The organism is Paenibacillus sp. FSL H8-0079 (genome assembly GCF_037991315.1).
Taxonomy (GTDB): domain Bacteria; phylum Bacillota; class Bacilli; order Paenibacillales; family Paenibacillaceae; genus Paenibacillus.
Genome location: NZ_CP150300.1, coordinates 3,407,505 through 3,429,211, shown reverse-complemented (window position 1 = coordinate 3,429,211; position 21,707 = coordinate 3,407,505). Strand labels below are relative to the sequence as shown.

The following is a 21,707-nucleotide window of genomic DNA, read 5'->3' as shown; positions in this document are numbered from 1 at the left end:
GATAAAGTCGACTTACCTTCTTGCCTAATATTCGCTAAGTGTTGACAATCAAATATTTGTTTGTTAAATTTATGTTGCCGGAAACATATTTCCGCAAAATCGAGAGGAGTTTTTCGTATGAATACAACTTGGACACCAGTAACCGTAGGGAATTTGAACTTGCCACATCGCTTGGCTCTTGCCCCAATGACTAGATCACGTGCCCTTTATGACGGTACGCCTGGAACATATAGTGCAGAATATTATGAACAACGTGCTTCGATGGGGCTACTCATTAGTGAAGGAACTCAACCGTCTGAGGATGGACAAGGTTATTTATCTTCACCAGGTATTTATACAGAGGAGCATATTAAAGGTTGGAAACAGATCACTGATCGCGTTCATCAGGCCGGAGGGTATTTGTTCATTCAGCTCATGCATGCAGGGCGGATGTCTCACCCAGAGAATACACCTCACCACCGTCAACCCGTTGCCCCTTCCGCAATTACTCCAAAGGCACAAATGTATACTGCAAAAGGTATGCAAGATATTCCTACTCCGCGTGAGTTAAGTCTGAAAGAAATTCAGGAAACGATTCAGGACTTCCGCAAAGCTGCTGCATCTGCGATAGAGGCAGGCGCTGACGGTGTAGAGATTCATGGCGCTAACGGTTATCTTGTACATCAGTTTATTTCTGAAAATGCGAATGTACGTACCGACTCTTATGGTGGTTCGATTGAAAATCGAGCTAGATTTGCTATCGAGGTAGCAAAAGCTGTAGCTGAGGAAATTGGAGCAAGTCGCACAGCAATTCGACTCTCTCCTGGGGTTCCTTTAGGGGATATTATTGAAGGCACAGACGGTCCAAAAGTATATGAATATCTAATTTCTGAACTTGCTAAACTGAACTTGGCTTATCTTCATATTCTGCATGGTGGGGATGAAGAAAATCTTCAAAATATTCGTTCGACTTGGTCCAATGTACTTATTGTTAATCGACCAGGACGTCCTTTAGAAGAACTGGATAGAGACCTGAATAATAACTTGGCGGATATCGTGTCAGTAGGAACCTTGGCACTGGCTAATCCTGACTTAGTGAAACGTTTGAAATCAGGAGCAACGTTGAATGAAGCCGACCCTAAAACTTTTTATGGTGGAGATAGCCACGGCTATACTGATTATCCAACGATGAAATAAAAGTCAACCTGACCTTATTTATTCGGTGCCCTACTACGGCAAAGCTGTTGTGGGGCATTTGTTCATTTTATTACTCCGTTACTTTACAAGTATTGAATTATTCACTACGCTTATAGCTTATAGAAAGTTAAAGCGGAAAGGTGAAAATGATGAACAACTTTGAAGAAGAACCCAAACCAGACTCTAAAACATCTAATGTAGAAAAGGAAATGCAAGTCATCCAGCAATTTCCCATTAACTTCGCCGTTTTTTCCATGGCGAGATCACATCGTGGTTTAGCCGCACACTTGTTGCGTGAAGTGGGTCTATTTACTGGTCAAGAAATTATGTTGATGCAATTAGGAGAACAAGATGGACAATCACAGCAGAGTCTCGGACGGACGATGCGACTGGATCATTCAACGATTACCAAATCCGTTCGGCGCTTAGAAGAATCTGGCCTGGTTACTCGTTCTAAATCGCCCAAAGACGGACGCGTTACGCTAGTTACATTGACTGAAAATGGAAGACAACTCGTGGATAAGGCTGTTGCCGTTTGGACAAAAATGGAGGAAGTTGCTTCACAAGATCTCTCGGAACAAGAACGTGAGCTGTTAATCTCGATATCTCAAAAAATTTCATCCAACCTAGAGGGTTTCCTATAGGACTTACACCTGCCTCACTTCACTGACATCTAGTGTCAGTGAAGTTATTAATGTTGATAGTATTCCATTAACTCGGATACCACAGCAACCAGTCTGTCTTTCACATGTTGTGGTTCGATGACTTGAATGGATTTCCCGTAGGATAGGAGAAAATAAGGGACATATGTATGAATTGATTCTTCGTCAAATAAAAAGATAGCTTGATTGGCAGTCCGCTCTCTGAGATAGTGTCCCATAAACCAATGCAGCCCCAAGTCATCCAATGCCTCTGATCTGCCTTCGATAATTAAAGATATTAACCCCTCTTTGCCCCCTACATCGGGTAACAAATTTTGCATAAAAAATTCACGGGCTGAAAAAGATTCCGAACGCTTAAAACCGAGCTGTGTAGGCTTGATTCGTAGAATACGATCTGCCCGAAAGCTGCGGAATTCATTTCTCAGGTGGCAAAATGCAATGGTATACCATTTATTATTCCAGTACACCATTCCATAAGGATCTACTACTCTATTCTTAGGTTGTTCTTCACGGCTTGTGCGATAATCAATTTCGACAGAGCAATCGTTAGCTACGGCTTGTTCCAATTCCGCCAAGATCGACTGAACGGAGGGATCTCCCATGCGATTAATAACGTTAAATCCGGCTAAATGACGACGAAGTGTGTTTTCCTGCTCCTCATTCGAATACATTTTCAACTTGGATGTCGCATTATCCAATGCCTCGCTCAAAGGGTATCCAGCTTCTTTTGCAAACATAGCAGCTTGGAGAAGTGCCTTTTTTTCTTCAATATCGAATAACAGAGGTGCTTTGATATGCTGATTCAGCAAGCTATACCCACCATTGTGGCCAGTATCTGAAATGATCGGCACGCCACTGGTACATAATGCATCAATATATCGATATACGGTTCTTATATTGATTTCTAACTTTTCGGACATTTGTTTTGCAGTTACTTTGGTGCCTGAATTCAGCATCCACAGAATCGCTAACATATTATCGTTCTTAGGCATAACCTACATCCTCATCTTCAAATATTTATTGCACATCTTTATTTTATATTAGTACAGCATGATTTACATAAAACAACTGCATTGGGCGATACTACAAACAAATTCTCCGGTTTGGAGTGAAGCCAATGAAGCAAGCCACAACCCAGATCAATACCTCTGAGGTTATTGTTGTGGTTATCAATTCAATCCTTGGAGCTGGTATTCTAACACTCCCTCGGACGATTAGCAAAGCAGTGGGAACACCAGATGTATGGATTTCCGTCATTCTATCTGGCTTGATCGTGACGGTAATTAGCCTCATGCTTGTTACTTTGTGTCGCAGATTTCCCGGTAAAACGGTGTTCGAGTTTCTTCCTGAAATCACAGGTCAATGGATTTCTTATCTGTTGGGACTTGTAATTATCGTATATTTCATTGTTCTTTGTGCATTCGAAGTCAGAGTCATGGCTGAAATTACAAGCATGTATATTCTTGAGCGCACACCTAGTTGGGTAACCATCATGGTTAGTTTGTGGATTGGCATTTACATGTTAAGTGGCGGCCTTAAGGTCATCACCAGAGTCTTTGCACTTGTAATGCCCGTTACTCTGGTCTTGCTCGCGCTGGTTTTCCTTTTAAGCACTAAAATGTTTGAACTCAACAATCTCAGACCGCTCCTTGGCGATGGATTCATGCCTGTGTTGAAAGGACTTAAGCCTTCGTGTCTCTCCTATTCCGGATATGAAGTATTGCTAATTATTACAGCTTATATGGCGGACGTTAAAGCCAGCAATAAAGCCGCTATATATAGCATACTTAGTTGTACGATCATATATTTGATCACAATTGTCACCGTGGTAGGAAATTTATCTTTGCCAGGAATTCAGACGCGGATGTGGCCGACGTTCGACATGGTTCGAAGTTTTGAAATTGAGGGATTTCTTTTTGAGCGCTATGAATCGTTGTTCATCGTGTTTTGGCTGATGCAAATTTTCGCGACCTATGCCTTTAAGCACTATTTTGCGTCTATTGGTATTCGAGATTTGTTTCGTCTCAAACATATTACCAGCATACAATTCGCGATGTTACCTGTCTTGTATGTCATTGCTTACTTGCCTAAAAACCTGGCGGAAACGTTAGCTTTGGGTGATTTTCTCGGCAATATGTCCATTTTTTTATTTGGCCTGTTGCCGTTGTTGCTATTGATTATTAGTTTAATACGTAAAAAAGGCGGAAAACAAGCATCTAGTGAAGCCCTAAAGGCAGGCTGAATGTTGTGTTCTTCTACATGGATGGGCTCAGGAGAACCTTTTCGTTCTCCTGGCTCCATGAGCGAATCAAAATGATAACCCGCTAGCATCAAATTTTCGTGATTTGAGTAGCTGTGGCTTCATCCGTAATGAGCATATTAATATATCCCCCACGTAAAGCAGCCAGAATACAGTCGATTTTATGCAGACCAAAGGCCATGCCCACCACTGTTTTTGTCTTCTTTAACTGCTCAAGTCCAAGGCCAATCACTTTATGATTAATGGGATGATCTGTGATCGTGCCTTCACGAGTGATAAATACGGAATTAATATCCGCAACCGTATTCAATGCTTCTAATTCAGTTAACACTTGCTCATTCAGATAACCTGATCGTTCCATCGTTGACATGGAATACGGGTTTCCGATCCCCACCAGAGCGAGATTGATATTCTCCCCCTCTTTCAGAACAGCCGAAATATTAGACATGCCAATAATTTGCTCTCTCAGCTCTTCTGTCTCAACGACTGCGGGAGCATACAATGTATCGCAGGTCACACCCATTTTTTTGGATAACTCATACGCGATCTGATTAGAGTGCATCTCATTTCGTGAATTCCCTGTTCCACCAACCAGTGGGATGATTTTGACGTTCTCTTTTTTCTCCAAAGGGAACTCTCGCACCATATGATAGAGCGTATTGCCCCATGAGACACCGACACGATCGCCGTTTTTGATCAGTTTTTGAACAAATTGCGCGGCTGCCTTGCCTACTGCACTCGACAATAACTCTTTATTCAGATCCTTCGTTGGAACGACCAATACCTGTTTGAGATTAAATAAGTCTTCCAGTTTTTTCTCCAATTTGGACGTTTCGTAATCATCATCATGAATGACAATTTCAATAATACCCTCTTCCCTCGCACGCTGCAGCATCTTGGATATGACGGGCCTGGATACACCAAGCTTCTCAGCAATCTTCTCCTGAGTCCAGGATTCATAATAATACATCTTACAGACTCTGATCATATTTTTGCGTTCGTCTATATTCACATATAAGTCCGCCTTTGACGTTTAAATTTCCCTTCTAACACATTTCCCACTATAAAATGGGATTCGCGGCGGAGTCAAGCCAGGATAACTTTTCCAAAAGCATTTTTACAAAAGATTGCCTTTCGGTTGACACGAGAGTAACAAACCCTTTTTACAATTGTAACTGTACGGAACATTTGTAAAGAATGTAGATCAAGACAGACAGAGGTGCAAAGATGAATGTGAAGATATTAGGTTACTGGGGTGGATATCCCGCCGCTGGCGGAGCAACTGCGGGATACCTTGTAACCACAGATGAAGGGCAGATTTTGTTGGACTGTGGCAGCGGCGTGATGAGTAAACTCCCCACCGAGACATGCGTGGAAGATCTATCCGGTGTTATTTTGTCTCACTTGCACCATGATCATATCGCTGATCTGGGAGTCCTCCAATATGCTGTAGCAGGTGCGATTCGCAATGGTCGTATGGTGAATAAACTGAAGCTGTATACGCCGGATAGTCCAGTGGAAATTCTGAATGGTCTATATGGTGAACATACCGAGGTCATCTCAATTGATCCTTCATCCAAGATTCAGCTTGCTGGCGCGGAGATTGAATTCGTACAGGTGCAGCATACCATTACATGTTACGCCGTTAAGATCACATATAAAGGCAAGGTACTGGTGTATTCCGGTGACACCTCCTACTGTGATTCCCTGATCGAAATTGCTCGTGATGCAGACATCTTTCTATGCGAGGCTACGATCTGTGAGGGCAGCGTGCACACGACCGGCCAAGGACATATGAATGCCCTTCAAGCAGGCATGATTGCTGGTCAGGCTAACGTCAAGCAACTAGTCCTTGTCCATCTTCCCGGAGATGGCGATCTGGAGTTCATGCGGGATGAAGCAAGTCGCTCTTTCCAAGGACCTGTGGATATACCCGAACCACTTCGTATGTATGTTGTGTAAGTTAATCCATCCGGGAGGAATATGTTCATGTACAAATTGTTAGCCCTGGATCTGGATGGCACGATGCTTAATCCAGACAAAGTAATAACCCCTATGACACGCAGCTCCATTCAACAATTAATGTCAGCGAATGTGAATGTCACGATTGCATCTGGACGCTTTCCCGCTTCCGTATGGTCACATGCTCGGGAAGTCTCCATGAATTTCCCACTGGTAGCATTAAACGGTGCCGTGACGGTAGATCCCTTGACTGGAAATTTGCTTGATGGCGTTGCGTTGAAAATAGAAGATATGCTATTCATGTTGGATGTCATCCAGCAAGAAAAAGCCTACATCCATTTCTATGGATACAATGTCCTCTACGTTCAAGAGATTAATGATATCAATAGAAACTGGGCCTTGAACAATAGGGTCAACAGACCGGAACTAGATTCACCCGAAGAACGTGATGAACTTGATGCAGAACAGGCTGATTTTATTCGTTTCGTCGAAGTTGGACAGGATTTCAGTACCTTTGTAAGTCAGATGCCAGACATGCTGTTCAAAGCAGCCGTGATCTGTACAGACCAAGACTCACGCGAGAAACTTTTTCGTATCCTTGATGAATCAGGGGTGTTCCAATGTACACGAACCGGAAGCTTGCGATTTGATGTTAATTCAGCCGGTGTCAGTAAACGTGGAGCGCTGGAACGATTGTGTCATGAACATCATATCGAACGTGCGCATGTAGCTGTAGCCGGGGATTATGATAATGATCTGGACATGTTGCAATGGGCAGGATTAGGAATCGCCATGGGAAATGCAGAGCCGCATGTGAAGGAAATCGCTAATGTCGTTACCGGCAGTAACGCTGAAGATGGTGTTGCGCAGGCAATCCATACGTACTTGTTATAACTTGCTCTAATTATTACTTTCACTTTCCCAATTTCATAACCCAATACATGATCAGCTAGACACCAAAGGAGAGATTATCTGTGATTCCATTCAAAAAGTCGTTACTACTGCCCCTTCTGGCAGGCATGATTGTATTCAGCGGTTGTTCTGCACAAGGACAAGCCACGTCAGATCAAGGTAGTTCAGGTGGAGCTTCAAGCACGGTGTCAGGCAAACTGTCCTTCTATACTTCCCAGCCTGAAGAAGATGCAGGCAAACTGGTAAAGGCGTTTAATGATAAATATCCAGATGTTCAAGTTAGCATCTTCCGTTCCGGGACCGAAGAAGTCACTGCGAAACTTCAGGCAGAACGCCAAGCTGGTAAAACTCAAGCGGATGTACTCCTGCTGGCCGATGCAGTTACCTTTGAAAATCTGAAAAAGGATGATCTTCTTCAAGCATACAAGTCGCCGGAACGAAGTGCAATTCCCACTGATCTGGTTGATCCGGATGGCATGTACGCCGGCACGAAGGTTATGGCAACGGTACTCGCTACCAACACCCAAAAGGTCACAACTCAACCGACATCGTGGCAAGTCCTGACCCTGCCGGAGAGCAAGGACGCAAGTATTATGCCGAGTCCCCTATACTCTGGAGCAGCAGCATACAACATTGGTGTGTTTAGCCGTACAGATGGATTTGGATGGGATTTTCTGCAGGAGACAAAGATGAACGGCATGGCCGTAATTAAAGGAAACGGTGCTGTTATGAAGGCTGTTGCTAGCGGTGAAAAATCATATGGCGTCGTTGTGGATTACCTCGTGGCGCGTGAAAAATCGAAAGGTTCTCCGGTTGAACTGATCTACCCTGAAGAAGGTGTTCCCATCATCACAGAACCGATCGGGATTATGAAAGAAGCTGCCAATGTGCCGGCTGCTCAAGCCTTTGTAGATTTCATTCTCTCTGAAGAGGGGCAGAAGTTGTCTGCCGAGATCGGTTACTCCCCTATTCGCGAAGGCGTTGCTCCACCTGAAGGACTGAAAGGTGTATCAGAAATGAAGATTTTGCCTGGCGATGCGGCCAAACTGGCAGCGGATCGGGAAACAGATAAACAGCAATTCATTAATGTGTTTGGCGAGTAAGGATTGGAGCTGTCGGAATGGAGAAATTGAAGAGAAACATGATCGTTCTAAGGGGACAAGATAACGGGCGCAAGTCCGTTTTCTCCCTCCCCGGCCTGTTTCGTTGGAATCGATTGATTGCCCTGTTGGGTGCTATAGCTGTCCTTTTATTCTTTGTTTACCCTATCCTGAAGCTGGTTCTTCTCAGCTTTCAGGGTGAACAAGGTTTGACGTTATCACATTATAACGAATTACTTCAGCAGGAACGTTTCTGGTCCACGCTGCGAAATACCGTATATATCGTCATCGGTTCAACTGTGTTCTCACTCGTAATTGGAACTGCATTGGCCTGGGTCGTCGCTTATACGGATATACGACACAAATCGGCTCTGCATATGGGAATCATGCTTTGTTTTATTCTTCCCTCTTATGTTCTCACGTTGTCCTGGTCTTCTTTTACCGGGTCACAGAGCTGGCTTGCACATGTGCTGCAATGGATTCATCCCGATCTGGCTCCTTGGAGCATGTACAGTATGGGCGGTATTGTGTTTGTGATGGGAATTCATCATTTCCCGTTGGTGTACATGTTCACACTCGATGTACTCCGCAAAATCCCGCGTGATCTGGAGTGGGCGGCCAGAGCCGGCGGTGCAAGCAGGATCGAAGTTTTCCGTCGGATTACGTTGCCACTTGCCCTTCCCGGTCTAACGGCAGGCGGATTGCTGGTTTTCCTGGCTTCGCTGGATAATTTCGGAATACCTGCCTTCCTTGGCACGCCTGTGAATATTTCTGTTCTCAGTACACTTATATATGAAGAGATTATTGGATTCGGGCCTTCGGCCTTTGCCCGTGGCGCATCGTTATCTGTGTTGCTCGGTGCTGCTGCGGTAGTTGGCAGTCTGTTGCAATGGATTCTTTTGCGTAAAAGCCATGCTTCGGATACGATGCAACCCGATCTTACCCCGAGATATGACTTAGGTCGCATGCGTAAGCCGCTAGCTTTCACGATATGGGCAGGTTTAGCACTGATTACGATTATTCCGTTATCTTCAATGATCTCGATGTCTTTAAAAAGAGCGTATGGTCTCGGTCTGACCCGTGCCAATATGACCCTGGACAATTATAGATATATTCTCTTCGAGAATGAGCGTGTATGGCAGGCGATCCAGAACAGCCTTGTGCTCTCTCTTGTCACGATGCTGGCTTGTCTAATTATCGGCTCAGGATTTGCCTATATCCGGGTACGCAAGCCTAATCAATTCAATAAAATGGCGGAGCTGGCCACTGCCGTTCCCTATACCCTTCCCGGCATTGTGTTCGCACTGTCCATGATTCTGGTATGGATGGAGCCAGTTCCCGGTTGGAACCCTGGCATCTATGGCACCATGACCATCTTGTTTATTGCCTACATCTGCCGATTCCTTATTCTTCAGATCCGTTCAAGTGTGACTTCATTCATGCAGTTGGATGCATCCATGGAAGAAGCCGCACGGATATCCGGAGCTGGTTTCTGGCGTAAATGGATTACTGTTCTGTTGCCTTTATTGCTGCCGGGTATTCTGACCGGAGGTATGTTGGTTTTCCTGACTGCCCTGACCGAGCTTACTGTATCGGCATTGTTATATTCATCAGGTTCACAGACCATTGGTGTTACCATATTTAGTTTTGAACAGGCAGGAGATACCCTCTATTCAACCGCATTGTCCAGTCTGATTGTCGCACTTATTGCGGCAGGCGGAGTAATTTTGCTCATCGCTCAACGCTGGGCAACTCGTAAGGGAGTGAAGTCATGAGTATTCAGATTCAACAGGTTGGCAAATCCTTCGGAAGTTACCAGGCCCTTCATTCCATTGATTTAACCATTAAGGATGGAGAATTCGTGGCGATTCTTGGACCGTCAGGCTGTGGGAAAACCACATTGCTGCGCATTCTTGCCGGATTTGAGCAACCAAGCAGCGGTAATGTTCTGATGGACGGTAAAGTGGTGGCAGGCTCAGGTACATTACTTCCTCCCGAAAAACGCAGAATCGGCATGGTCTTCCAGTCCTTCGCACTTTGGCCGCATATGAATGTATCGGAGCATGTTCGTTTTCCCATCCGAACGCATAAATCAACACCTGCTCATATTAAAAATAACGAACAGAACCGCATTCAGGAAGTCCTGAATATGTCGGGACTGTCCCATCTAGCTGAACGTATGCCGCATGAGCTATCCGGAGGACAAAAACAACGCGTCGCTATTGCACGTGCCATTGCCCCCCAACCGTCATTGCTGCTGATGGATGAACCCCTCAGCAGTTTGGATGCGATGCTTCGTATGGATATGCGGCGTGAGATTCAACAAGTACATCGGAATACTCAATCAGCGGTAGTTTATGTGACACATGATCAAGGCGAAGCCCTTGCTATGGCTGACCGAATTATCGTAATGAAGGATGGCCGAATCGAACAGGCTGGAACACCACAGGATATTTATTTGCGGCCAGAGACCGAATTTGTTGCGAGGTTTGTGTCCAAATCCAATTTGGTCATAGGTCACTGGGATGCAGATATGTTCGTCCCTGAGGGCGGCACCAATATTGCTTGGCCTGGCAAGCAGGTTGCGAATTATTTTAAATCCAACGGGTTATACCCCGTGAGACCGGATCAGTTCCATTTACAACCTTCAAGTCAAGATGGCATATTGGGCGAGATCGCCAATGTCCAGTTTCAAGGGAAAGAATTTCACTATGATATTCGCAGTGATACGAAACGTTGGGAAGTCATCTCCCCTCTTCCTTTCGCCCTGAATGAACAAGTGAGTCTGAGTCTTTCTTCCGTCGGCGGTGAAGGAGTGTGACGTTGTGACTCAAAGTCCAAAACTGATTTTCTTTGACATTGATGGTACGCTGCTCGACCGCCATAACCGAATTCCCGCTTCCGCGAAACAAGCCGTTCTTGCGTTAAAGGAAGCCGGACATGTCGTAGCTTTAGCCTCAGGGCGATCTCCGTTTATGTTAGAACAGGTTCGGCTTGAACTGGAGCTGGAGTCTTATGTTAGTTTCAATGGACAATATGTGATGCATCAAGGAGAACTTATTCACAGTAACCCCATTCGTTCGGATGCTTTGAATCAATTGTCTGCATTCGCTGAGTTGTCGGGACATCCACTCGTTTATCTGGACCATTCACAGATGAGTTGCAGTCAGGAGTACCATGCAGATGTAGACCTTTGTCTAACTTCGCTTGGTGTCACGCATCCTGGGTACAGCAAGAACTTTTGTACAAACAGATCCATCTATCAGACAATGTTATTCTGCTCCTCAGAAGAGGAAACGTTATATCGAGATAGGTTCCGTGAGCTGCACTTTGTACGTTGGCATCCATTGTCCATGGACGTTCTGCCCGCCGGTGGCTCCAAAGCCGAAGGGGTTTCCCGACTCGCAGACCGCTTGGGGTTCTCCCCTGAACAGGTGTATGCTTTTGGCGATAACTTCAATGATATGGAGATGTTCCGTTATGCAGGCTGCAGCATTGCCATGGGCAACGCCCCTCATTCACTTCAACAACTGGCATCTCATGTTACAGCAAGTGCAGGGCAGGACGGGATCTGGCATGGTCTGAAATGGGCAGGTTTGTTGTAGAGATGGTTCAACAGCCTCCTCTATGTAAAAACATGAATTCTACAAAGACCTCTTCTATATATAGGAGGTCTTTTCAATTTGACGGTTAATACCTTACGTATCCCATATGGGATACATTGCGTAGACCGCACAAAAAGCAAAAAAAAGCCGCTAAAATAGCGACTTTTAATGGGGATATGATTTCTGTGTGATTTAGTTTGAGACCAAATTCATGAAAGCTACTTTATTTATTGAAAGTAACCTTCTCTGAACCGCCCTCAAAAATGATGGATGTATCCCGGGGCTTCGATTCCGCGATTTTACGTCCGCCTCTGTAGGAATAAAGTACGCCGGATTGTTTGCGAACAGCCTCATATTCATTCTCTGCTTCAAGTACGATGAAGTTGGCAGGTTTGCCTTCTTCAATACCGTATACATCCTCAATGTGTAACGTTCTTGCACTGTTTTTGGTAATAAGGTCGATCGAATTCACGATCTGGTCATAACCAAGCAACTGCGAAGCATGAATCCCCATATGCAGCACTTGAAGCATGTTGCCTGTGCCGAGCGGATACCACGGATCGAAGATGTCATCATGACCGAAGCATACATTCAGACCTGCTTCCTGCAACTCTTTGACACGCGTCAGCCCTCTTCTTTTCGGATACGTGTCGAAGCGTCCTTGCAAGTGAATGTTGACCAGCGGATTAGAGACAAAGTTCAAATCTGCCATCTTCAGCAAACGGAACAACTTGTACGTATAAGCGTCATTGTATGACCCCATCGCTGTCGTGTGACTTGCCGTTGTGCGTGAACCGAGTCCACGTTCGTAAGCTTCCTTAGCAACGACTTCAACAAAACGGGATTGTTCATCATCGATTTCATCGCAATGGATATCGATCAGACGATCGTATTTTTCGGCCAGATCAAACGCGACCTTCATTGAATCAACGCCGTATTCACGTGTGAATTCGAAGTGTGGAATACCTCCGACCACGTCAACGCCCATTTTCAGTGACTCTTCCAGCAATTCTGCCCCGTTTGGATAAGAGTGAATGCCTTCCTGTGGAAAAGCAACAAGCTGAATGTCCATATATGGAGCCATTTCTTCTTTTACTTCAAGCATGGCTTTAACTGCGATCAAGCTTGGATCGGTAACGTCTACATGTGTTCGTACATGTTGGATGCCCTGTGCCATTTGCCACTTCAGTGCTGTTTTGGAGCGTGTTTTGACATCCTCATGTGTTAAGAAAGCCTTGCGCTCTGACCAGCGCTGGATGCCTTCGAACAGCGTCCCGCTTAGGTTCCACTCCGGCTCGCCTGCGGTGAGCGTTGTATCAAGATGAATATGCGGCTCAATAAACGGTGGCAGCACAAGCGATCCGTTGACATCCAGGATCTCTTCATTTTCGGTCACTTCCAGCGATTGTGTGATTCGTTCGAACTTCCCGTCTTTCACAAGGATATTCCATAGTCCTTCTTTACCCCGCAATTTTGCGTTCTGTATAATCATTTATTTTCCCCATTTCTTTGGATTCTTTGGCAGGAACAATCAGCATCAAGATGATATAGGCCACTGCTGTACCAAACAGTGCGTTCAATGGTGTTACGCCAGGAGCCAGTTGGGCGAATGCAACGCCGATGGCCCATGCGACCATCGCTATCCAGTTTACATTTTTGAATGACATGTCGGCAAATGGCTTATAGTTTCTACGTTTCACAATGAAGTAATCTGCGATAATAATAGCCCCGATGGATGGTACCGCCGCGCCCAGTACGTTCAGGAAACTGACGAAGTTGTTGTACATCCACATGGCGAATACGGTACCTACGATGCCGTTTACGATGACGAAGAATTTCTTCGAAATTTTGGTGATGTTGGCAAAGCCAAGACCTGAAGCGTACAGTGCATTATCGTTGGTCGTCCAGATATTCAAGCCCAGAACGATGATTGCCGGGATGATCAATCCTTGCAGGAACATGACCTCCGAGATATCGGCTAGGTTATAGGCCATTGCGCCAACTGCACCGAACAGAAACATGAGTGAGTTACCCAGGAAGAAAGCAATCACTGTTGCGGTAACTGCCTGTTTGGATGTCCGGGAAAACCGGGCAAAATCGGGTGTCAGCGTTCCGCCACTTATGAATGATCCGATACAGATCGTCAATGCGGCCGCCGCGGTAAGTGTCTGAGTCGGCGTGTAATCAAGCAAGCCTTGCAGACCACCTAGTGAACCTGCACCTTCGAACATGGAGTAACCACCGAGAATGGCAATCGCAGGAACGGCGATATAACCGAGAATGACGAGTGACTTCATGCCGAAGATGGCTGATGCCGTCATGGCAAGTCCGAACACGATGATTAACAGGTATACGTTCCAATCCATGGCTTTGGCGACCGGGATGGCGAACATGGCTACACCGACTCCGAACCATCCGACCTGTGTGAAGCCTAACAGGAACGAAGGCAGATACGAACCTTTCGCACCGAATGCATATTTAGCGAGCAGATGTGTGGACAGACCCGTTTTGGCAGCGATATGTGCCAGTGCCCCTGTATAGATACCGAGCACCAGATTGCCTGCAAGCACGATGCCAATGAACTCCATGAACGTCAAGCTGACGCCCAATGTGCCTCCTGCCAGCATGCTTGCTGAGAAAAATGTGAAACCGAGCATGACGGATAACGTCTTCCAAAAATGGTTTCTTTGCGATTTCGGCACAGCTTGCCATGAAAACTCTTGATCTTGTTTGCTCATCAGAATACCCCCAACGTAAAGTGTATCTGATACCATAAAAAGCAGAAAAAAGAGGCTACTCGTCAAGTTATACACTGACAAGTAGCCTCTTTTGCATCATAACCCGCGCGAAGACACAGAGCATCCCAATATGGAATATGCTCTGATTCTCGCGTGATTATGAAATCCGCTGCCCTTGCCAGCCTCTCTGGACTGAATTAAAGGTACCAGTATTCAATTACATTCTATTATTTTGGAAAAACCTGCAGTTGTCAATGTCATTATTATCCAACGTTTATTAATTCCTTATATAGCAAGCTGTTTTTTTATTACGGATACTCCGATGACAGCGCACCTGCGGATTGAAAATAATGCAACGAACAATTAGATTCACGCATTGACATTTGTACAAATAAATTCACTGCGTTTTTTTCATTGTAAGCCTCAGAAATGACACCTATAATTACATTGTAATTGATAATGGTTATCAATGAGAAAAAGAGAACTCAGGGGGAAACAATGATGAACAGTAGAATTAGGAAACACCTATTCATATGGGGAGCATGCTTCCTTCTTCTAGCCGTCCTTGCAGCATGCAGTCGTTCGGAAAGCGCCCCTTCACAAGAACCTGTGAAGACCAACGAGCAGACGACGAAAAGCTATACAACTCAAACAGACGAAGTGATTGAAATACCAACTCAACCACAACGAGTGATCTATCTTGGTTCAACACTTGGAGATCTCCTGGCAATGGATATCCCTGTGGTAGGAGCCAATCTGATCCATGCTTCCGAAAGCTATATTGTAGACCAATTAGAAGGTATGGAGGATGTCGGGAATCCTGGTGATTTGGAGGCAATAACGGCCTTGCAGCCTGACTTGATTTTGAATGGTTATAACCAAGATGCTGACCGGAACGCTGCTTTTTCGAAGATTGCGCCTACCATTCCGTTTAACTCGGCATTACCATTTACAGAACGCGTCCGCGAGCTTGGTAACATTTTTGGCAAACAGGATGAGGCAGAGCAATGGATCAGCAGATTTGATACAAAAGCGGAAGCGATGTGGGACAAGCTGAATGTGGCTGAGGGCGAGACAGCGACCATCTTCTTGCAGTTAGGTAAACAGCTCTATGTGATGGGCAATCGTTCCTTGGGTGTAGTCTTGTATCAAGAGCACGGATTTGCAATTCCCCCAGCAATTCAGCAAAACATTATCGACAAGGACCAAACATTCGTCGAACTTTCGGAAGAACTAATGCCAGACTATGCAGGAGATCACCTCTTTGTCCTTACGTTGGATAATGACGAAAGCCGAGCTGAGTCTGAGCGCTTGTTACAAAGCACTTTGTGGAAAACGCTGCCTGCCGTTCAGCAAGGACACGTCTATACAGCATCAGCCGAATGGAATACCGACAACCTGCTGGCACTGGAGCAATTGCTTTATGAATTACCGAAATGGATGAATCAATAATAACACATTGATGATGGCGTCAAAATCCTCCAAACCCTTTGGGCTATGGAGGATTTTTTGATTTTGTAAATTTGTACTGCGTGTAATAGGGGCTGCAACGAAACATTCTCTAACGTGTAAAATGTGGTAAACTAGTAGTTGAGAATTATTATCACTAGATCGGAGTGCTCCCGAATGCAAATGGCTTCCCTATACATCCAACTGCAGCAGTATGATCTGCTTCAGCTCACACCACTGCAGGAAACCAATCATCATAATCCATCAAGGAAGAGTAAGGATGCCAATGATTATACGATGCTTATTGCTCTGGATCATGGAATTCGGCTGTTAATGAACAACATCTCCCAAGATCTGAGCCAAGGCAGTTGTATTCTGCTCCCTACTCAGCAATCCTACATTGTCAAAACGATAAAAGAGCAAGCGCATATAGCTCGGTTTACCTTTCTTTCTTTTCAAGTGGATCAGTCGACTCTACTTCCGGCTTGCCCTCCTCTTATTCAGGGCTTTCCTTACCGGCTATCTCTTTCTACTATAAAATTGGCTTTTGCAGGTGAGGACTGGATTTCTCCGTCGCCTTTGCAATCCAACAAGCAAAATCGGTTGCAGGAGAAGAAAGATCCCCCTACTCAACATTCAAAATTAGCAGTTACGCAGGCCCGGCTGCAACTGATTCTTGGTCTGATGGCTCAGCTGGAAAGCGCTCCTCCGCCAGTGCAGAATGATCAAGCGGTACAACGTACACTCAGCTATATGGAGCAGCACTACAACGAAGATCTGACCGTAGAGTTCTTGGCCGAAATGGCTGGCATGGTTCGATGGCAATATAGCAAATTGTTTAAAGTGATGACTGGCAAGAAGCCGACAGATTACCTGACAGAGCTTAGGGTCCAGCATGCTAAAAGGTTACTATCCAGTTCTACCGAGACCTTGCGTGAAATATCCCGACAAGTCGGTTTTAAGGATGAGTATTATTTCAGTCGGCGCTTTCATCAGGTCACAGGACACCCTCCACGGGAATACGCCAATTTACTAAGGCGGACCAGGCAAAGAACGATAACCGATTCCCTCGGCAGGCAGATTTCTCTCCCTGATGCGGCTATGCGAATCGTAGCCACAGGCACCAATACCCTTGGCGAGTTGCTTGCTATCGGTATCCGTCCAGTCGGCGCGGGTATAGCTACAATGAAATCACAAGTCATATATCGAAACAAACTACATCACATCCCGGACATTGGACTGCAAGGCGCACCGGAACAAGTCTCCCTACTGAAGCCTGATCTTATACTTTTAGGCAACTATAGTGAGCAGCAGTTACCTCGATTGGATGCCATTGCCCCTACCATTGTCTATCGCGAATCAACCAGCACTTTTGAGCGTCTTCGTTATATTGCGGATCTTTTCGGTCGAAGCAGAACCGCTGAACAGTGGATCGACCGCTATGAGGAGAGTGTCAGGAGGATACGGCGACAATTGGCAGATGATTATATTGCAGGAGAACGAGCCACTGTCTATCTGGTGCTCGGCAAGAACATATATGTTATGGGACAGACGGGATTTGCTGCTACGGTGTATGAATCACTTGGCTTTCGACCTACCGAATCCGTAAATCAACTGATCGTTGATGGCAGACCTTGGATACAAATTGATCACAATAAAATCACACAATACGCTGGAGACCGAAACTTCGTAATGGTTCCACAGGAGGAGATGAATGTAAACACCCCTTCTCCGCTCCAAAGTTTGGTTGGAATGTTGGCACCCAGCAATGTACATATCGTAGAAGCTGGCTGGAACTACGATGATCCCCTTACCCGTGAAAGGTTATTGACAGTTCTCCCCTCTATTTTTGCTAAGGATGGACTTACACCTCTGCTAGTAAATGAAAAAAAATAAACCGTGCTCCACGGTTTATTTTTTTGAAACATTCTTACCATTTTACGATATGTGTTCAACAACTTCTGGTAATACTCTTTCGTATTCCTTATACAAGACATAACGATTAATACCTCTGGAAGAGTTAAGTGCTTCATGCGCGTGCTGAATAGCGGTATCGCGGTTTTCTGCTTTGAGTTCAATACCCGCGAGCAATGTTGATCGCATCCACTGTTTTTTAATGGATTGAAGTCTTTCTCGTGCCTCATCAATTTTCCAGTCTTCCAGGAGTAGAATGGTTTCGTAATATGTACGGAAATCAGAGAGTCCCATCTGTTTTACAGCTTGCCGAATGGCAAACATATCCTTGCGATATAATCCGTAAGCGGCTTTGAACGAGGCCTGCGTCGATTTCCATTTATATTTCTGCATAATCTGCTCCATAACAAGTTCTGCCTCATCATCAAGGTTGTTCGCAAGGACATAACTAATGTAAATCCCGGGTGTGTTTTGCTGTTTACGTAAGAAAATCTCAACACGGTCTATGCGTTTTTCCAACGACAAAGGATAATAAAAACGCAACATAAACATGATAAAAGCGGCTATAAGCACAACCCCTATTGTAAAAAATAGAGAATAGTCATTCCAGGTCATAAACAAAACAAAGACAAACACCGCCAAATAAAAGACGAATTCTCCCCAAGAGTTCCTCATATATATCTCCCTCTAATAGTAAAATAACCAGCAAGTTATATTATATCAAATTTAATCCCCCTTTTTGTATAATATTAGGAAACAAAAATCACGAAGAATACTCTATCTGCCGTAAAATCAAGCCTGACTAGATGTACTGATACAACAAAAAAGCCGCTATATTAGCGACTTTCAGTTGAAATAATTGAATTTATTATTGTGCACTTAATAGTTCTTCAAAAGCTTTAATATTCGTGTCAAAATCAGGAACGGTTTGAGTTTCTTCAGCAGATTTAACCAGTTTTACAACTAAATCATTATAAGGTGTCGCAATTCCGGTGCCTTCTGCTCTGCTTGAAACAACCCCATTAATATAATCAATCTCCGTTTTGCGGTTCTTCTCCAGATCTTGAAGCATGCTTGCTTTGAGCAGTCTGGAGGGCTCCATCACGAAACGTAATGTTTTCACCCGTTCAGGAATATCTTCTTCGCTGTTCAGTTCGAGTGAAGCGATGTCGAATCCATTCATTTTAACCAATGTGACCCCGTTGGCACGAGCAACTTTAATCGTCTCGTCCGCAATATGAGCTGCACTTACAATGCCGGCTTCGTGATCGATAATGTCCCCGTATTCCCCATTCAATGCAGCCGATAAACCACTGAAGGCATTGTTGATCAGCAATTTGGACCATTTGGTTCCAACCAGGTTATCGGAAATATGTGTTCCACCCACAAGGTCCAACACCGATTTTACGTGTTGAATTCGTTCGGTGATTTCACCATTTAATTCGCCAATCTGAAAGGCATACTGCTTAAATTGAGTGTACTCGGTAGTCAGACTTGATACACCTGGTTCAATAAACGTAGCACCAAATTCAACGGAGCCTGCAATGACACGTTTTTCACCCACAATGGACGCCACTTTTTCTTCCGGAATCCCGTTCTGCAAGGAACACACCATACTGTCTTCTTTCAAGAATGGAAGTAATTCCTGAAGAATGGAATCGTTGTAAAGTTGTTTCGTTAAAAGTAACACGAGGTCATATTGTCCTGATTTTTGATCAGGAGTAATGGCTTTTACTTTTGCCTGGAACTCTGTGGTACCTGTCACTCTAGCACCCGTCTGATTTAAAGCATCTACATGTTCTTGATATGCATCAATTAACTCAACGTCAAGTCCGCCATCCGCAAGGTATGCACCTACAATAGTTCCCAAAGATCCTGCTCCTACAATTGCAATTCTCATTTTAATTTCCCCCTTATTTTTCTTCCAGATAGTTATATACAGGTTGTGCAGCGTTTAAGGTTAGGTTGGTAAGGATATGAGAAGCGGACACCACTTCCAACACAGGAAGATCTGCAAGAGGTGCCAACGCATGTTCGAACAATTGAAGCCGGGCAGGGCCTGTCCAAGCCTCTTTCACTTCGATGTCCGTAATTTGAGTATGGATCAGATCACATATTCTTAAATTTCCGGTATAGTCGGTAGCCATCTTAATCATAAAATTAGGTCGGCATATTTCACGTTTGGCTAACTCTTTATCCATCTCCACATGTTTATAGCCCATCGTTGCCGTGGCTACACGCAGCGTTCCATAATCTAGTGTGCCAACTAGTGTATCTGAATCGGTATACAACTTGGGTGCGCCCAGCTTTTTCGGATATGCGGTGAGCTCTCGACCACTCGCAATCGCGGGGAAATTGTCTACGTACATCGAATGCACATAATCGCCTTCCTCCCCATTAAATTGCACAGGAATGACTTGTCCAGCTTCGGTATAAGCACCCAGTCCAGAAACATCTGGCATCCACATCACTTCGAATTTAACCAGTGGTTCAGTAATTGCCAGAGGCTCTGGTACGGCTGCCCGTAACGCTTTTTCATCAGTCCGGTAAATAATATTCAAATATTCACGATTCACGAATTTGTACGGTGGCATTGGATATGCCGGAGCAGTTAGGGGTGTATTCAGATTTTTAGCTATGTTATTCACATCGATTTTCATCAAAGACACCTACCTCTTAAATTTAGTTAATTTTTTACTATTTAAAATTTGATCTGTATCTCATAAAAAAAATTCTACATCAATATTTAAATTTAATATAATACATAATAAGTACTATATATATTTATTAGAATAAATAAGGAGTGCGTGTGAATGGAACTGCTTCAGCTCAAATATTTTCAGACCGTTGCCTATACCGAACATATCTCCAAGGCAGCTGCACAATTGAATATTGCTCAACCTTCTCTAAGCTTGACAATTAAAAGACTTGAGGATGAACTGGGTACCCCCTTATTTCATAGGAGAGGCCGAAATATTCAACTGAATTCCTCAGGTGAAATTCTATTGAAGCACGTAAACCGGATTTTTATAGAAATTGAAAATGCAGAGATTGAGATTAAAGCGGAGGAACAGCAAATATCCAATACGATCAGGATCTCGATTACCAATACCCGATTCCTCACTGGACTTATTAGTGACTATATCAACGATTCCCCCGAAACCAAGCTTCATCAAGGCATTGGGACTCGTAGTGAAATTATTACAGGATTGAAGAAAGGCGACATGCATCTGGGCATTACGGGGCATCCGATTCAGGATGAGGAGATTGAGAGTGTTGTTCTTGTTGAGGAGGACATTGTTCTTGTTGTGCCCATGAATCATGCATACGGCGGAGAGACAAGCATCTCGTTAAGTGTTGTTGCAAATGAGCCCTTTATTTCCCTTGCAGATAATAAGGAGTACAGCCGATTTACCACCATGCTCTGTGAAAAAGCAGGTTTCCTGCCCAATCATGCATTTGAGGTCGATTCTCATACCCTGCTTGAAATTATCAAACTTAATCAGGGTGTTGCGTTGCTTCCGATCTCCGTATGTAGAAAACTGGGGTTAAGTTATGTGAAAATTGCTGATGATTCAGCGATATATCCCATTAGCCTCTCCTGGGTCAAACAAAAATGGTTATCTCCTGCTGTTGGAGAATTTCGTGATTTTATTACTTCGTACTATGAAGACCATGCTGGATTGTTTAAAGTGGAGTAGGATTTCTTGATACATGACAAAAGATAAAAACAAAGATCACGACCTAAAACTTCCCTTAAACCAGCAAGTAATAAATGAGATACCGTGTGCAGCTGATGAACTACATTATCAAGTCTACATTTAAACGACCGATTCCCAGGTAAAAATATTGGGAATCGGTCGTAAGCTTATTTTAGAGTATGAGATTTCAGGTTCACCAGTTTACCCAGCATCTGTTCGATCTGATCT

General features: G+C 44.4%; 19 protein-coding genes. 12 read left to right on the top strand and 7 right to left on the bottom strand.

What is annotated here, in order from left to right; all coding sequences use genetic code 11:
* Positions 1 to 117: 117 nt before the first annotated feature.
* Together MHI06_RS15275 and MHI06_RS15270 are read left to right on the top strand one after the other, a co-directional pair.
* Entirely contained in the window at positions 118 to 1,176 is a 1,059-nt protein-coding gene (locus MHI06_RS15275; protein WP_340398276.1) for an alkene reductase, read from the top strand.
* A 146-nt stretch (positions 1,177 to 1,322) separates the two neighbouring features.
* A complete protein-coding gene (locus MHI06_RS15270) occupies positions 1,323 to 1,820 on the top strand; it encodes a MarR family transcriptional regulator (RefSeq protein ID WP_340398275.1) in 498 nt (165 codons plus the stop codon).
* A gap of 47 nt (positions 1,821 to 1,867) precedes the next feature.
* Here MHI06_RS15270 and MHI06_RS15265 read toward each other — a convergent pair whose 3' ends face one another.
* A complete protein-coding gene (locus tag MHI06_RS15265) occupies positions 1,868 to 2,830 on the bottom strand; it encodes a WYL domain-containing protein (RefSeq protein WP_340398274.1) in 963 nt (320 codons plus the stop codon).
* Positions 2,831 to 2,955: 125 nt separating this feature from the next.
* Between MHI06_RS15265 and MHI06_RS15260 the strand changes: the two genes are divergently transcribed.
* The gene (locus MHI06_RS15260) at positions 2,956 to 4,080 is read left to right on the top strand and encodes a GerAB/ArcD/ProY family transporter (protein WP_169479350.1); all 1,125 of its coding nucleotides are present in this window, start codon (positions 2,956 to 2,958) and stop codon (positions 4,078 to 4,080) included.
* An 88-nt stretch (positions 4,081 to 4,168) separates the two neighbouring features.
* Here the strand turns inward: MHI06_RS15260 and MHI06_RS15255 are convergent, their stop codons facing one another.
* On the bottom strand, positions 4,169 to 5,110 hold the full coding sequence (locus tag MHI06_RS15255) for a sugar-binding transcriptional regulator (protein WP_340398273.1): 942 nt from the start codon (positions 5,108 to 5,110) through the stop codon (positions 4,169 to 4,171).
* A gap of 215 nt (positions 5,111 to 5,325) precedes the next feature.
* Between MHI06_RS15255 and MHI06_RS15250 the strand changes: the two genes are divergently transcribed.
* The 6 genes from MHI06_RS15250 to MHI06_RS15225 all read left to right on the top strand — a co-directional run bounded on the left by MHI06_RS15250 (position 5,326) and on the right by MHI06_RS15225 (position 11,677).
* Complete coding sequence (locus MHI06_RS15250) at positions 5,326 to 6,060, top strand: MBL fold metallo-hydrolase (RefSeq protein WP_340398272.1); 735 nt, start codon at positions 5,326 to 5,328, stop codon at positions 6,058 to 6,060.
* 27 nt (positions 6,061 to 6,087) lie between these two features.
* The gene (locus MHI06_RS15245) at positions 6,088 to 6,954 is read left to right on the top strand and encodes an HAD family hydrolase (RefSeq protein ID WP_340398271.1); all 867 of its coding nucleotides are present in this window, start codon (positions 6,088 to 6,090) and stop codon (positions 6,952 to 6,954) included.
* Positions 6,955 to 7,034: 80 nt separating this feature from the next.
* Positions 7,035 to 8,075 (top strand): ABC transporter substrate-binding protein, encoded by a 1,041-nt coding sequence (locus MHI06_RS15240; protein ID WP_340398270.1) that lies wholly within the window; start codon positions 7,035 to 7,037, stop codon positions 8,073 to 8,075.
* A 17-nt stretch (positions 8,076 to 8,092) separates the two neighbouring features.
* Positions 8,093 to 9,847, top strand: a complete 1,755-nt coding sequence (locus tag MHI06_RS15235) for an iron ABC transporter permease (protein WP_340398269.1) — start codon at positions 8,093 to 8,095, stop codon at positions 9,845 to 9,847.
* Complete coding sequence (locus tag MHI06_RS15230) at positions 9,844 to 10,893, top strand: ABC transporter ATP-binding protein (protein ID WP_340398268.1); 1,050 nt, start codon at positions 9,844 to 9,846, stop codon at positions 10,891 to 10,893. Before MHI06_RS15235 ends, MHI06_RS15230 begins: the two co-directional genes overlap by 4 nt.
* A gap of 4 nt (positions 10,894 to 10,897) precedes the next feature.
* Complete coding sequence (locus tag MHI06_RS15225) at positions 10,898 to 11,677, top strand: Cof-type HAD-IIB family hydrolase (protein ID WP_340398267.1); 780 nt, start codon at positions 10,898 to 10,900, stop codon at positions 11,675 to 11,677.
* 223 nt (positions 11,678 to 11,900) lie between these two features.
* On the opposite strand, the gene MHI06_RS15220 is transcribed toward MHI06_RS15225, so the two are convergent.
* Positions 11,901 to 13,169 carry a cytosine deaminase gene (locus tag MHI06_RS15220; protein WP_340398266.1) on the bottom strand — a complete coding sequence of 423 codons (1,269 nt, stop codon included), beginning with the start codon at positions 13,167 to 13,169 and terminating at the stop codon, positions 11,901 to 11,903.
* Positions 13,138 to 14,415: a cytosine permease gene (gene codB / locus MHI06_RS15215; RefSeq protein WP_169479357.1), complete on the bottom strand. Its 1,278-nt coding sequence runs from the start codon at positions 14,413 to 14,415 to the stop codon at positions 13,138 to 13,140. The genes MHI06_RS15220 and codB overlap by 32 nt, the downstream gene beginning before the upstream one ends.
* Positions 14,416 to 14,913: 498 nt before the next feature.
* On the opposite strand from codB, the gene MHI06_RS15210 reads away from it, so the two are divergent.
* Together MHI06_RS15210 and MHI06_RS15205 are read left to right on the top strand one after the other, a co-directional pair.
* Positions 14,914 to 15,867 (top strand): ABC transporter substrate-binding protein, encoded by a 954-nt coding sequence (locus MHI06_RS15210; protein ID WP_340398265.1) that lies wholly within the window; start codon positions 14,914 to 14,916, stop codon positions 15,865 to 15,867.
* A 174-nt stretch (positions 15,868 to 16,041) separates the two neighbouring features.
* On the top strand, positions 16,042 to 17,760 hold the full coding sequence (locus tag MHI06_RS15205; RefSeq protein ID WP_340398264.1) for an AraC family transcriptional regulator: 1,719 nt from the start codon (positions 16,042 to 16,044) through the stop codon (positions 17,758 to 17,760).
* Between the two features lie 42 nt (positions 17,761 to 17,802).
* On the opposite strand, the gene MHI06_RS15200 is transcribed toward MHI06_RS15205, so the two are convergent.
* The 3 genes from MHI06_RS15200 to MHI06_RS15190 form a co-directional block, all read right to left on the bottom strand.
* On the bottom strand, positions 17,803 to 18,420 hold the full coding sequence (locus tag MHI06_RS15200; protein WP_340398263.1) for a hypothetical protein: 618 nt from the start codon (positions 18,418 to 18,420) through the stop codon (positions 17,803 to 17,805).
* A 226-nt stretch (positions 18,421 to 18,646) separates the two neighbouring features.
* Positions 18,647 to 19,678, bottom strand: coding sequence for a ketopantoate reductase family protein (locus tag MHI06_RS15195; RefSeq protein ID WP_340398262.1), 1,032 nt, complete (start codon positions 19,676 to 19,678; stop codon positions 18,647 to 18,649).
* Between the two features lie 13 nt (positions 19,679 to 19,691).
* The gene (locus tag MHI06_RS15190) at positions 19,692 to 20,438 is read right to left on the bottom strand and encodes an acetoacetate decarboxylase (RefSeq protein WP_340402123.1); all 747 of its coding nucleotides are present in this window, start codon (positions 20,436 to 20,438) and stop codon (positions 19,692 to 19,694) included.
* A 153-nt stretch (positions 20,439 to 20,591) separates the two neighbouring features.
* Here MHI06_RS15190 and MHI06_RS15185 point away from each other — a divergent pair, with 153 nt between their 5' ends.
* On the top strand, positions 20,592 to 21,479 hold the full coding sequence (locus tag MHI06_RS15185) for a LysR family transcriptional regulator (protein ID WP_340398261.1): 888 nt from the start codon (positions 20,592 to 20,594) through the stop codon (positions 21,477 to 21,479).
* Positions 21,480 to 21,707 lie beyond the last annotated feature (228 nt).